Origin of the sequence: Vibrio sp. 10N.261.45.E2 (genome assembly GCF_002875705.1) — a bacterium.
Classification (GTDB): Bacteria; Pseudomonadota; Gammaproteobacteria; order Enterobacterales; family Vibrionaceae; genus Vibrio.
This window is the reverse complement of record NZ_MCZZ01000025.1, coordinates 1-13,608: the sequence shown is the minus strand read 5'-3', so window position 1 is coordinate 13,608 and position 13,608 is coordinate 1. Positions and strand designations below refer to the sequence as shown.

Genomic DNA, 13,608 nt, shown 5'->3' with positions numbered 1-13,608 from the left:
TGAATAATGCTGTTCAGAGTAAAGAGAGGGACTATCTTTTGAATTGCTCAGCTAACGAAGCGCGTCGTTGTTGCATGATGCTATGGGTATCACCAGTTGCAGTATCTTCGTAGCCTTCTTTAACAAACTGCTGAGACGGGACGCTTGGTTCTAGTCGCTTCAAGCGAGGCGAGTCGTAGGTGCCACTGATGGTGTAAACGGTGGTTCCAGAGCCTGTGTTGATCGTGACAATTTTACCGTCAAAATCGAATGAGGTAGTGATAAGACGATGATTCATCATCACACCTTTCTCTGAAAGCGTTAGGATATCGGTGTTGTAAGGTGGAGCTGCAATCTCTATCCATGTGCCATAGACGTTACTTGGACTGACAGATTTCTGGTGGGCTTGGTAAGCAAAATAGCCAGCGGTGAGGGCAATCATAAAGCCAGCTAATAGGAAGCCGTAGAGTAACGAGTTGGCAAATAGATCTCTGCTTTTAGTTGGCTTTTTTGCCATTATCTCTTCATTTATCGACTGATATTGTTTTTGATTCTATTAACTAAAACCTTAGTTTGCAAAAGTTGTTATAAGAGTTAGAAGCAGGATCGAATGTTCAAATAAATTAGGTTGCGTTAGTGTTTTTTAATCTTGTTCCCCAGTATTTGCGTTATCAATGAAAGTGAATTCTAGAAATGCTTAAGCTATGCGTATTTATTTCTTGTAGGAGCGTCTCGAATTGGTTAAAACAATTATCACCTAAATTTACGCACAGGCTTACTCGGTGAGCTCAGTAATTGCAATTTGAAGATAACAAGGAAGTACAATGATTAAAGAAAATACATACTTTGAAGGTGGCGTTAAGTCGCTAGCGTTTAACCAGTCTGGTGCTGATGTGAGTGTTGGTGTAATGGCGGCTGGTGAGTACACGTTCGGTACTGCTGCACCTGAAAAGATGACAGTGGTTAAAGGCGCTCTGATTGTAAAGCGTGTTGGCGATGATGATTGGACAACATACCAATCTGGTGAGTCTTTTGACGTTGCGGGTGACTCTTCATTCGACCTACAGGTAAAAGAAGCGACAGCTTACTTGTGTGAGTACCTATAAGAAGCCTTAAACTAGCTTCTGTCTAATAAGAAAAAACCACGCTCTAAGAGCGTGGTTAAATAAGTGATAGTAACCGGCAGTGGATAGTGTCACTTGTTTTTGTAGTCATCAAATGGATGACCAAATCGTTGTTCGTTGCAAAATCTCTTCAATCTTCAATCTTCAATCTTCAACACACAAGCGCTAAGTCTAGATATCAGTAAGTCTCAAACACACCGTTGTTGTAATCCTGAATGGTTTGTTCAATCTGTTCCATCGAGTTCATGACAAACGGACCATAGTGCACAACAGGCTCATTAATCGGTTCGCCAGAAAAAATCACTACACCGGAATCTTCTAAGCTATCCAAAGACAACAAGTCAGCTTTGGTGAGTAGGGCAAGTTGACCTTGGTTGATAACTTTGTCGCCGATCTTAATACTGCCTCGGTACACGTAAGTCATGGCATTATGATTAACATTAGTACCTAACGTCATTTTTTGCCCAGAATGAGATCGCCAATCCGCAACACTTAATGGTACACCTGTTTTCTGCAATGGACCTTGTGACCGTAAAGCCTCTGAGTCACCGGTAGTTTGGCCGTGCAGTTCAAACTCTCCAGCAATTACTCTCAACAAACCACTTTGTTCACCTTGATGCTCCGAGATGCTTTCACTTTGGAAGTCGTGATATTGCGCTGGCTGCATTTTATGTGTCGCAGGTTGGTTTATCCAAATCTGAAAACCATGCAGCGCACCTTCTTCCATTATTGGCATTTCACTGTGAATAACACCACGTCCTGCAGCCATCCATTGCGCGCCACCGCTACGTAGCTCTCCAACATTTCCCATATGGTCTTTGTGTTGGAAGTGGCCTTGGAGCATGTAAGTGAGCGTTTCTATCCCACGGTGAGGATGCGGAGGAAAGCCGCCAACATAGTCTTTGCTTTCATCCGACTTAAGTTCATCAATCATCAAAAATGGAGAGAAACGCGCGTTATTAAAACCAGCGAGTCGTTGGATTTTGACACCATCACCATCTGAGGTGGCATGTGCTGCAATCACATGATCTACTGCTCTTACATTCGTCATTTTGAAACCCTCATAAACTTTAATAGCTGTAGTTTATGTAATTTAATTGAGAAAGAAGATGGCACTGCGTTGAGTGTCTTATTCGAAAATCTTGAACAGGTAACAATATGAAATTAAGTCTATACTCAATATAGATTAGATCGCCAAGGAGGACGCTATGGCAGTACAGCAAAAACATGGCGAAAGGCACGGTCGAATGGGCTTTGATAATGATTTCACAACGGAGCAAGGTCAGCGTTTTACTGAAGTAGCGAATAATGCCGTCAAGCGGCGGGGGAAAAAGCGCGAGGTGGAAGCGGCTTTTATGCATTCGGAGAAACAAGTCGCCTTTAAACCAGTATCTAGGTCCAAGCGTGTTAACCCGGACCGTACCCGACAAGTTGTATGGATTATTGTGATTGGGCTAGTAAGCCTTTGGCTTATGTACATTGCAGGCTAACATCGCCGCTGAGTTGTATGGCAGGCTAGCGTTGACGTGTTTTTAACAGTGTTACATTGTTTCCTTCCACTTTCGTTTCAAGACAATCTCCAAGTTCAGAAGAATCCGATTCTGAGCTAGCTAGATTCGCCGGTAATTCTTCTATCAATGTCGATACTGGGTTGTCATGATAATAAGCATATCGGTTCTTCCCTGAGTGCTTAGCTACATACATGGCTTTATCTGCACACCTTGTTAACTCATGCAATTCTGTCGCATCTTGTGGATACAAAGAAACCCCAACACTTAGCGTCAATTCCTTGATTCTCTCGTTTGTTTGGCAACCGCTTTCGAACAGCCCGCAAATCCTATCGAGAATACCATCTAGGTCTTTACGAGTAGGGATATCGTAGAGCATCAGAACAAATTCGTCTCCGGCAAAACGCGCGATGGAATAATCGTATTCGTGGCTTTTTCTGTCTCTGGTTCGAATATTGTTACTCAAGCGATTAGCAAAATGCTGTAAAACACTGTCTCCGACGTCGTGCCCGTAGCTGTCGTTAATGCCTTTGAAGTCATCAATATCCAAAAAGACCAATGCGGTAAGTGATCGCTCACTATCCACAGTCGCTAACTTTTCTGTCGCCCAGCGTTCAAAGCTCCAACGGTTTGCCAAGCCTGTTAGTTGATCTCTATAGGCCAGATCTTCAATGCCTTCTTGATAAAGGCGTTGGATATAACTGACGGCTTTTGTGTAGTAATAGGCGGATGTATGGCACACCAAGCTCATGGTAAATAAGCTAAGGATAAACCTGTGTGTACTGTTAAATGGCAAAGAAAAGTTGTTAGGCATTGCAGTAATCAATGTACTGATAAACACACAAAATGAGGTGCTCAAGATAACGCCAATTCTGAAATCGTTAATGAATATGACAGCAGCTAAGATCGGGTAGAGCCAAAGTATTCTGTCGGGAATAGCATAACTGTACAAGAATAGGATGATGCCCTGAACTAGAAGAACACCACTCAGAATTAATTCGGAGTACTCAGGATTGGAGACTTTTCTTACGTAAAATGCGTTAGAGATGGCAATAATGGCAAAGCACAATTCGAAAGCTGACAGCGTATAGTGTTGGCCTTGGAAGTAAGCCCAAGTATAGAAAATGAATAACGTAGCGGCAGTCATTGAAAAGGAGTGGACAATTTTTTGTTTGCGGGTCGATCGTATGTCCGCCATTTCTTCTAGGTGTCTGCCGACGAGCCTTTTCATGTGATTTGTGCCAAAGTTTTTGATAATGGTGTTAATAGTAGATTAAATAATAAGCTACGCGGAGGCTTTAATCTCTATTTAGTGTGACTACTATCAAGCTTTCATATGAAAGACTATTCAACCGATAATAAATGGTGACGTGTATCACTGACGGTACAAACTAATTCGAAGATGGAACTATCAAGGTTCGAGTTCGAAGATACGGCTTTACCATTATCTACTTGCTTTCCAGTGTGTTACTCAACATAGTTTGTAGATAACCAAAATTGAGAGAGGCTCATTATGTTAATTACCTTTAGTTGCAAGGCTCATGCTAGCGTCACGATGTTTGGTGAAGTCGGTCTTCAGTTCATTAAGATGCTTGGACATAGTGGCGCGATCCCGGGAGCCATTGATGCTCCAGACGTTCCTCAAGCTTTGAATAATTTACGTGCTGCGATCGCTGCAGAGCAAAGCAAACCAGTCGAGCAAGAAAATGCTGATGACGACAATGAAGAAGAAGTTATTGAAGTGCCTGTCAATATCGGTAGCCGAGCTTTTCCGTTGGTTGAACTGTTGAAAGCCGCTATCAAAGAAGAGTGCGAAGTTATGTGGGAAGACGGCAGCGGTAAACTACTGTAGTTCGATTCGCGCAAAACGTAACAAGCCTATCGAATCTATTTTAATAGGAATGAATGTTGAACCAGTGTCGGTTATGCCATGGAGTTTGATTGTGATGAATCGACCCTGGTACTTTGTTTGCTGCGAAACGTTTCACTTGTTTCTGTTTATTTACAAGGTTCGTCAGCCTTGAAATGAGCGACTTTTGTTATCGTAATATCAATACATAACACACCGTAAACAAAGTGATGCTGTTCACGGTTTCTTGACTCCCAATTCCGAACTAAGAATTTTTCCTAGTTATTCTAAGACCCTCTCTCATGCGGTCGATTTTTAGACTCCTTATTATTTCACGGTCAACTAACAAAGAATGCATGGTCGCAATTATGCCGTGCAGACCTCACAAAAAATAAGAGAGTTCACAATGTTAAAGTTCCTAGATCAGGTTAGAAAACCGACGCTGGATCTTCCGGTCGAAACCAGAAGAAAAATGTGGTTTAAACCATTCCTGCAATCTTACCTAGTCGTGTTCATTGGTTATCTAACCATGTATCTAATCCGTAAGAACTTCAATGTCGCGCAAAACGACATGATTTCTACTTATGGGTTATCGATGACGGATCTAGGTCTTATCGGTCTGGGTTTCTCTATCACTTACGGTATCGGTAAAACCGTCGTTTCCTATTATGCCGATGGTAAAAACACCAAGCAGTTCCTGCCATTCATGCTTGTTCTTTCGGGTATTGCAATGTTGGGCTTCAGCTTCAGTATGGGCGGCGGCAGTGCTAGCTTATTCATGATGGTTGCCTTCTATGCGTTGAGTGGTTTCTTCCAAAGTACCGGTGGGCCATCAAGTTACTCGACCATTACTAAATGGACACCTCGTAACAAGCGAGGCTCTTATTTAGGCCTTTGGAATATGTCACACAATGTGGGCGGCGCAGGTGCTGCTGGTGTTGCTCTGTTCGGTGCAAACTACCTATTTGACGGTAACGTGATTGGTATGTTCGTGTTCCCATCGATCATCGCGATTGTGGTTGGCTTTATTGGTATGCGCTTTGGTAATGACTCTCCAGAAGCATACGGTCTAGGTACGGTTGAAGAATTGTTTGGTGAAGAAGTCAGCGAAGAAGATACGGCCGCTGAAGAGAACCAAATGACCAAGAAAGAGATCTTTGTTGAATACATTCTGAAAAACAAAGTGATCTGGTTGCTCTGCTTCGCGAATATCTTCTTATACATTGTTCGTATCGGTATCGATCAATGGTCTACCGTTTATGCGTATCAAGAGCTAGGTCTATCAAAAGAAACGGCAATTTCAGGTTTCACGCTGTTTGAGGTTGGTGCACTAGTCGGCACGCTAATGTGGGGTTATCTGTCAGACCTTGCTAACGGACGCCGTGCTTTGGTTGCTTGTGTATCGCTAGCTCTGATCATTGTTTCTCTAGAGTTCTACCAGCATGCAACGAGTGAATTCATGTACCTCGCATCACTATTCGTGCTTGGCTTCCTAGTGTTTGGTCCTCAGTTGCTGATTGGTGTTGCTGCGGTAGGTTTTGTGCCTAAGAAAGCAATCAGTGTTGCAGATGGTGTGAAAGGCACATTTGCTTACTTAATTGGTGACAGCTTTGCCAAACTTGGCCTAGGTATGATTGCAGACGGAACGCCTATTTTCGGCTTAACGGGTTGGAAAGGAACGTTCGCAGCACTCGATACGTCAGCAGCAATTTGTATAGTGTTACTGCTATTTGTAGCGGTAGCGGAAGAGAAGAAGATTCGCCACGCTAAGAAAATGCACTTAGCGGCTCAAAACGCGTAGCGAGTCTCACGTGCTTTATTGGTTTAAAGCACGTGAGATCATACCAATCGTGAGTTCGATTCAGTATCATCTCTACCAATAAACTAAATTTTATATAGCTCCTGTCGGGGCTATTTTTCTTTCTTACTCTTAATTTTGGTTAATATCATGATTAATGTTGCGTTAGTTGATGACCACGTCATTGTTCGATCTGGCTTTGCTCAATTACTCAGTCTTGAGGCTGATATTACGGTCGTGGGTGAATTCAACTCTGCGGCAGAAGCGCGCCTTGGACTGCCAAGTTGTCACCCTGATGTCGTGATCTTAGATATTTCAATGCAAGACGAAAGTGGTTTGAGCTTATTGGAAGAGATCCCATCAGGCATTGCCAGTATCATGTTAAGCGTTCATGACTCTCCGGCGATGGTTGAAAAGTCATTAGAATTAGGAGCCAAAGGTTATCTCAGCAAGCGCTGTAGCCCTGATGAGTTGATTCAAGCCGTACACACGAGTGCGAATGGTGGCTGTTATCTCACGCCAGATATTGCTATTAAACTTGCGACACCCATGAAGAATAAAGCCTCTTTAAATCAACTAACCCGCAGAGAAAGCGAAGTGTGTCAGCTATTGGCAACAGGGCTCGACGTGAAATCTATCGCCGTAGAGCTAGGGGTTAGCCATAAAACGGTGCATGTCCATCGTGCCAATGCGATGGACAAACTCAATGTTAAGAACAACGTTGAGTTAGCTAAATTGTTCACTCAAGATCAGTACTAATGCGCTCTTATCTAGCCACCTCTTTGTGCGGGGTTTTTATGGCTGGCTGTGCATGGTTCTGTTTGTGGGTTATTGCCTTCTATTTCATTAATGACCCCGAGTTAGCCATACTGCTTTTCCCATTCTCACTCAGGTTGGGAATGACGCTGCATACTCGCACTCACTACTGGCCTGCGATCTATATTGCAGAGTGGGGGCTTGCGATCGCTTTAGCCTTATTACTTGATGAACCTCAATGGCTGACAATACTCATCGCCAGTGGATTGAGCATCCCTGCCACGTTAATTGCCAAACGTTATTACTATGGTGACCAGAATCGTCACTTGTTAGTGATGGCGAGCTTAATCATGGTCACAGCACTCATTAATGTTGCCGTGGTCAGTTCTCATGTTCCGGCTATTTACATGGTGTGGTTGGTGAGTATCACAGGTGGTTTGATGTTGGTGCCGATGTGTTATCTGGTCTGGAACTACTTATTTCAAAATAAGTGGGCGCCATTGAGCTCTTACTTAATCAACAATGTTGTTGAGTTCAAAGTCCGTCACATCGCTTTATACAGTGTGTTGCTGGTGGCCAGTATCTTGATACAAACCAGTTTGCCTGATGAGCTAAGACGCTTCGCCCCATTCTGTATGGCTATCCCTATTATCCTGCTTGCCGTTCGTTACGGATGGCAGGGCGCATTACTGGCGACTCTATTAAACAGCGTCGCGCTGATTGCAGCTCATAGTGGAACGTCAAAACTTGAAATTACCGACTTACTCTTGTCTCTATCCGCTCAAACTATTACCGGTATATTGCTTGGTTTAGCGGTTCAAAAGCAGAAAGATCTTAACTCGAAATTGCGAAGTGAGCTTTCCAGAAATCAAAATCTTTCACGTCAGCTGGTAACGGCTGAAGAGTCGGTTCGTCGTGATATTGCCCGTGAGCTGCATGATGAAATAGGCCAGAACATCACTGCTATTCGCACGCAGGCAAGTATTATTAAACGTGTCGATGCCGCTGATATGAGTGTTCGTTGTGCGGGTACGATTGAATCATTGTCTTTGAATGTTTATGACACCACCAAACGTCTACTCACGAAACTAAGACCTAAGATGTTGGACGATCTTGATCTAAAAGATTCTGTAGAGCAGCTTATTCGAGAGATGGAGTTTTCGGATCACGGCGTTGATATCCAGTTAAATTGGCAAGGTGATTACTCGTGCTTGAGTGACACGCTTAAGGTCACTCTCTTCCGTCTGTGCCAAGAATCTTTAAACAATGCTCATAAATATGCTCAAGCGAGCGAAATTAGAATTGAACTGATTCTAGATGATCAGGCTTATCTTCAGATCACAGACAATGGCGTTGGCTTTACAGCGCAAGACCTTCTCAAAGGAATGGGGGTTCGTGGTATGCAGGAGCGTGTTCAGGCGCTCGGCGGCAAGATGACAATCAACGCTAGTGGCTCATTTTCGGGTACCAATATCAGCGTTACATTACCTAAAGTGTGAGAACGAATATGTTTGGATTTCTGCGTTCAACAACGTCCAAGAGTTATGCTCTTACTGATGATGAGGTCAATCAGAGTTATCGCTACTGGCGCCTCCACATCATGATAGGAATGTATGTCGGCTACGCAGGTTTTTACTTCACTCGTAAAACCTTTAACTATGCCGCGCCAGCTATGATCACCGATCTTGGCTTGGACAAAGGTGATATCGGCTTAATTGGCACGCTCTTTTATCTTTCTTACGGCTTATCTAAGTTTATCTCAGGCACGATATCGGATCGTTCAAACCCGCGCTACTTCATGGGGCTTGGCTTAATCGCGACAGGCTTGATCAATATCGCGTTTGGCTTTTCTAGTTCGTTGGCGGCTTTTATCTTGCTTTGGGTGCTCAATGCATGGTTCCAAGGTTGGGGCTGGCCATCGTGTTCTAAGTTATTGACGACTTGGTATTCTCGCTCTGAAAGAGGCTTTCGCTGGGCTATATGGAATACAGCACACAACGTCGGTGGGGCGCTAATCCCTATTCTCGTGGGTTACCTGACGCTGCAATTCAGTTGGCGAGCAGGTTTTATCTGGCCGGGTGTGATTGGTGTTTTTATTGGTCTTATCGTTTGCTGGCGTTTACGTGATAAGCCCACCACAATGGGGCTTCCGACAGTCGGAAAGTGGCGCAATGACCATCTAGAGTTGGCACAAGAGAGCCACGGGCAAGGGTTAAGCTATCGAGAAATCCTGAAAACCTACGTGTTCAGCAACAAGTATATTTGGTTGCTCGCCTTTAGTTATGTGTTGGTTTACATCGTAAGAACAGCAGTCAACGACTGGGGTAATTTATACTTAACCGAAGAGCACGATTACAGTTTGATCAATGCGAACGCAGCTTTGTCTTTGTTTGAGATTGGTGGCTTTGTTGGTTCACTTGTTGCTGGGTGGGGATCGGATAGGTTGTTTGGTGGTAACCGCGGTCCAATGAACATCCTGTTTGCGATTGGTATTTTCCTCTCGGTATCGGCTTTATGGCTTATGCCTTTAACCAACTTTGTGTTTCAAGCTGCTGGGCTGTTTTGTGTAGGCTTTTTTGTTTTTGGCCCTCAAATGCTTATTGGTATGGCGGCGGCTGAATGTTCGCACAAAGATTCTGCCGGGGCAGCGACAGGCTTTGTTGGCTTATTTGCTTACATGGGAGCAGCACTCTCGGGTTATCCATTAGCGCTCGTTTTAGAAACCTACGGTTGGAGTGGGTTCTTCATTACCATCTCTACTTGTGCTGCTGTCATCGGGTTACTGCTACTGCCTTTCCTGCAAGCTCAATCACCTCAGAAAAGTGCAGAAGCTCCTTCTGGCTTTTAAGGCTGCTTCTCGGTAGCAAGATAGTCACTGGTGTTTTCGTTGTAGATGCTTGTATCGCTGCTGTAACCAGTGCGATACAAGCCGCTATCTTATTTCCGGTACTTTCTATGCGTGATATTCAAATGTGACTCTTTTCACGCTTTTCATCGTTCTCACCCGTTTCTAAGAATTTTTCCTATTGCGTCTAAGACCCCATCTCATGTGGGTTTTAGCCGCGCTCTGTAGTCTTTCTAATTATTTACGTTATTAGAAATCAGCTCTCTGAATTGTGTTCAAAGGGCTCACTACGGAAAACGCCATGTCACTCAGCCACTTCTCTGAACACTCATTTTTCCCAATGGAAAACACCATCCAAAATTATGCATGGGGGAGCATTTCTTCGATACGTGAACTGTTTGGCTTTAAGAATGAGTCACAAGAACCGCAAGCGGAAGTTTGGATGGGAGCGCATCCGAAAGGTTGTTCAATGGTTAAGCTTGACCAGCATTTGGTGCCTCTATCTGATCTGATTAATAAGAATAAACCGGCCTATCTATCAAATGATATTGCGCAGGAGTTCGGTGAACTGCCGTTCTTGTTTAAGATCTTAGCGGCAGAAAAAGCGCTGTCTGTTCAGGTTCATCCAAACAAGCGTCAAGCCGAAATTGGCTTTGCAAGAGAGGAGCAAGCAAGCATTCCTCTGAGCGCTGGACACCGTAATTACAAAGACTCGAACCACAAACCTGAATTGGTTTACGCGATCACTGAATATCAAGCGATGAATGGCTTTCGAGAATTCGATGAAATATTAAGTCTGTTCAGAAAGTTGGATTCGAGCGAGCTGGCTAGTTTGGTTGAAGAGTTTGGTAACAACCTTGATTCTCTAGGTTTAGAAGCGTTTTTCCGTGATCTGTTAACGCTAAATGACCAACACAAACATCAAGCATTAGAGCAACTTCTGAATTACGCAGCAGCTCACCAAGACCAAGCAGAGTTTGCTTTGGTTACTGAGCTTAGCCATCAGTACCCGAACGACATCGGTCTGTTTTGTGTTCTGCTGCTTAACTTGATCACACTAAAGCCGGGTGAAGCGATGTATTTGAATGCGAACACTCCGCATGCTTACATTAAGGGAACTGGGCTCGAGATCATGGCAAATTCAGACAACGTGCTGCGAGCAGGTTTAACACCAAAACACATTGATGTCGCCGAGTTGGTTGCCTGTACAGAATTCAAACCGATCCCGTTTGAACGCTTGTTATTCGCGCCCTCAAAACTGGGTCAATGCGATAGCTATGACATCCCGGTTAGTGATTTCAATTTCAATATTTTTCATAGCCCACATCAAGAAGAAGTCATCACAAGCGGTGCTGAAATTTTGATGGCAATAGATGATGATTTAACGCTAATGAGTCAGAAAGGTGAACACTTAACCCTCACTAAAGGGCAATCGGTATTTATCCCAGCCTATATTGGTCACTACGAATTGAGCAGTAATGGTAGAGTGGCTAGGGCGTTTAATTAACGGTGGAGTTTGTGGTCTAGGTCGAGCCTCATTCCCACGAAATTATCATCCCTATCATCAACAATTTGATAGCCAAGTGCCTGATAAAAGCTAATGGCACGAGTGTTACTTTTAAAACTCGATAGACTGACGTGGCTTCGTTGCTGTTCCATGGCTCTCTTATGTATGAGAGTCATGACTTGTATGCTAAGCGAACGGCCTTGATATTGAGGGAAAATGATCAGTAGATGAATATGGTATGCGTTTTCATAAGGCTTAAAGCAGACGAGCCCCACACGTTTCTTTTCGTGATAGATCCAATGAAACCAAGAGGGATGATAATCATTGATTAAGCGTTGACGTTGAAAGTCATCATCCCAGCCGAAAACGCTATCCACGTGTATAAAGATACCTTGCTTAACACACGCAAACAGCTCTTCGAATTCTGAGTTTGAAATGAGTTGGAATTGTAGTTTGTCACCCTTGATTTTCACTCTTTCCACTTCCTTATTCTGAGCTTTTTATAAGCAAAAAATACCATAATCGATTGATAGACGAATTAAACGAAAAAGCCACGCGGTGTGCGTGGCTCTAAAAGTCATATTTGTAGAACTCGTTTAAACGATCTTAAGCGCGTGATGTCGAGTGAGTTGCTTGTGAAGCGAGTCTTTGAGCTCCATGCGTTCTACTTTTAGGTTGTGCATGCTGTCATCATCGATAGGGCTGCCGGAGATTTCTAGCTGACGGATGTCGTAGTCGAGTTGATGGTATTTCTGCATGTCTGCTTTGAATTTTTCGTCGTCGTGGTTGAGCTGAACAATGTCTAATTTAAGATCTGGGAAATCTAAGATAAAGGCATGGTTTTCATTGAGCATTGGCACTTCCTCTCTAGTCGGATTACTAACAGTATAGAAGCTATTTTTTGAAAGAAATGTGGCTCAAAACACAAAGCCGTAAAGCGATCAAAAAAGGGCGTAAACTCGTGGAATGATCCTCGAACTTGCGCCCTTTTTGTGTCTATCGTTATACGTTTATAACTTTAGGTCTATGTGTGAAGCTTACTTCGCTTTCTTACCAGAGCGTTGCTGCTCTTTGTGTGCAAGCTTCTCTTTCTTGCGTTGCTCGATAAGGTGAGCAGCTTCGGCACCTACGTGGGTTTCGCCACGAGCATTCGATAGTTGAACTTGCTTTTCACGTTCACGGAAACGGGCTTTCTGCTCGTCGCTGTGCTTATCAATACATTTAGGGCAGCTTACGCCTTTCTCGAAGTGTTCAGAGGTTTTGTCTTCGTCAGTGATTGGCAAACGACACGCGTTACACACGTCATAACCGCTCTTTTCTAGCTGGTGGTTAACCGCAACACGGCCGTCAAATACGTAGCAGTCGCCTTCCCACATGCTCTCTTCTTCTGGCACTTCTTCTAGGTATTTAAGAATGCCGCCTTCAAGATGATAAACCTCATCAAAGCCTTGCTCTTTCATGTAGGCTGTTGATTTTTCACAACGAATACCACCCGTACAGAACATCGCGACTTTTTTGTGCTTCTTAGGGTCGAGGTTGTCTTCAACGTACTGAGGGAATTCACGGAAAGTTTCCGTGTTTGGGTTTACCGCGTTTTTGAATGTGCCGATGTCGACTTCGTAATCGTTACGAGTATCCACCAAGATCACATCTGGATCTGAGATCAGGTCGTTCCATTCGTTTGGCTTAACGTACGTACCGACAACGTGGCGAGGGTCGATGCCTTCAACGCCCATGGTTACGATCTCTTTCTTAAGCTTAACCTTAGTGCGGTTGAATGGTTGTTCTTCGTTGAACGACTCTTTGTAAACGACATCAGCCAAGCGAGAGTCTTGCTTGAACCATTGAAGAAGGGCGTCGATAGATTCGCGCTTACCAGCAACGGTGCCGTTGATGCCTTCACTCGCAAGTAACAAAGTACCGCGAATTTGTTTGGCTTCTAGCAATTCAGTGAGTGGTTGGCGAATTTCTTGGTAATCATCAAGTGCTACGAATTTATACAGAGCACATACAACATATTGAGACATGGTTTTTCCTTTCTGCGAGCTGGAACGTAAATCCAGAGCGGTTGCCTATTCTGATCATAGCTGGGTATTGAAACCTAGCTCGTCATGATGGCTTATTAAAATCAGGCGCAGTATAACCAAGGCGGTGCGGGACAAAAACCAACCAAACGTAGGGCTATATATCACCTGTTTTATTATGGATTTATGGTCTGAGGGATAAAAAAGGTTCATCGCGG

Annotated in this window: 14 protein-coding genes; 8 read left to right on the top strand and 6 right to left on the bottom strand. The window is 43.8% G+C overall.

The features are described 5' to 3' along the window. Nucleotides 1-31: 31 nt before the first annotated feature. Nucleotides 32-496: a DUF2850 domain-containing protein gene (locus tag BCT34_RS01270; RefSeq protein WP_076654050.1), complete on the bottom strand. Its 465-nt coding sequence runs from the start codon at nt 494-496 to the stop codon at nt 32-34. Between the two features lie 307 nt (nt 497-803). On the opposite strand from BCT34_RS01270, the gene BCT34_RS01265 reads away from it, so the two are divergent. Then, complete coding sequence (locus tag BCT34_RS01265) at nt 804-1,085, top strand: pyrimidine/purine nucleoside phosphorylase (protein ID WP_017057600.1); 282 nt, start codon at nt 804-806, stop codon at nt 1,083-1,085. Nucleotides 1,086-1,281: 196 nt separating this feature from the next. On the opposite strand, the gene BCT34_RS01260 is transcribed toward BCT34_RS01265, so the two are convergent. Beyond that, nucleotides 1,282-2,154, bottom strand: coding sequence for a pirin family protein (locus BCT34_RS01260; RefSeq protein ID WP_076654048.1), 873 nt, complete (start codon nt 2,152-2,154; stop codon nt 1,282-1,284). 157 nt (nt 2,155-2,311) lie between these two features. Between BCT34_RS01260 and BCT34_RS01255 the strand changes: the two genes are divergently transcribed. Beyond that, on the top strand, nt 2,312-2,593 hold the full coding sequence (locus tag BCT34_RS01255; protein ID WP_076654047.1) for a hypothetical protein: 282 nt from the start codon (nt 2,312-2,314) through the stop codon (nt 2,591-2,593). A gap of 25 nt (nt 2,594-2,618) precedes the next feature. Here BCT34_RS01255 and BCT34_RS01250 read toward each other — a convergent pair whose 3' ends face one another. Then, entirely contained in the window at nt 2,619-3,809 is a 1,191-nt protein-coding gene (locus BCT34_RS01250) for a GGDEF domain-containing protein (protein WP_076654179.1), read from the bottom strand. 315 nt (nt 3,810-4,124) lie between these two features. Here BCT34_RS01250 and BCT34_RS01245 point away from each other — a divergent pair, with 315 nt between their 5' ends. The 6 genes from BCT34_RS01245 (at nt 4,125) to manA (ending at nt 11,366) form a co-directional block, all read left to right on the top strand. Beyond that, nucleotides 4,125-4,463, top strand: coding sequence for a DUF1840 domain-containing protein (locus BCT34_RS01245; protein ID WP_076654045.1), 339 nt, complete (start codon nt 4,125-4,127; stop codon nt 4,461-4,463). Nucleotides 4,464-4,866: 403 nt separating this feature from the next. Then, complete coding sequence (gene uhpT / locus BCT34_RS01240; protein ID WP_076654043.1) at nt 4,867-6,261, top strand: hexose-6-phosphate:phosphate antiporter; 1,395 nt, start codon at nt 4,867-4,869, stop codon at nt 6,259-6,261. Nucleotides 6,262-6,408: 147 nt separating this feature from the next. Next, nucleotides 6,409-7,017, top strand: coding sequence for a transcriptional regulator UhpA (uhpA, locus tag BCT34_RS01235; RefSeq protein ID WP_017061545.1), 609 nt, complete (start codon nt 6,409-6,411; stop codon nt 7,015-7,017). Beyond that, nucleotides 7,017-8,513: a signal transduction histidine-protein kinase/phosphatase UhpB gene (gene uhpB / locus BCT34_RS01230; protein WP_076654042.1), complete on the top strand. Its 1,497-nt coding sequence runs from the start codon at nt 7,017-7,019 to the stop codon at nt 8,511-8,513. Before uhpA ends, uhpB begins: the two co-directional genes overlap by 1 nt. A gap of 8 nt (nt 8,514-8,521) precedes the next feature. After that, entirely contained in the window at nt 8,522-9,862 is a 1,341-nt protein-coding gene (uhpC, locus tag BCT34_RS01225) for an MFS transporter family glucose-6-phosphate receptor UhpC (protein WP_076654040.1), read from the top strand. A 298-nt stretch (nt 9,863-10,160) separates the two neighbouring features. After that, a complete protein-coding gene (gene manA / locus BCT34_RS01220) occupies nt 10,161-11,366 on the top strand; it encodes a mannose-6-phosphate isomerase, class I (protein ID WP_076654038.1) in 1,206 nt (401 codons plus the stop codon). On the opposite strand, the gene BCT34_RS01215 is transcribed toward manA, so the two are convergent. The 3 genes from BCT34_RS01215 to BCT34_RS01205 form a co-directional block, all read right to left on the bottom strand. Then, nucleotides 11,363-11,839, bottom strand: a complete 477-nt coding sequence (locus tag BCT34_RS01215) for a GNAT family N-acetyltransferase (protein WP_076654036.1) — start codon at nt 11,837-11,839, stop codon at nt 11,363-11,365. The genes manA and BCT34_RS01215 overlap by 4 nt on opposite strands. Nucleotides 11,840-11,962: 123 nt before the next feature. Then, entirely contained in the window at nt 11,963-12,220 is a 258-nt protein-coding gene (locus tag BCT34_RS01210) for a YdcH family protein (protein WP_009846137.1), read from the bottom strand. A 183-nt stretch (nt 12,221-12,403) separates the two neighbouring features. Beyond that, nucleotides 12,404-13,393 (bottom strand): rhodanese-related sulfurtransferase, encoded by a 990-nt coding sequence (locus tag BCT34_RS01205; protein ID WP_076654035.1) that lies wholly within the window; start codon nt 13,391-13,393, stop codon nt 12,404-12,406. Nucleotides 13,394-13,608: the final 215 nt, after the last annotated feature.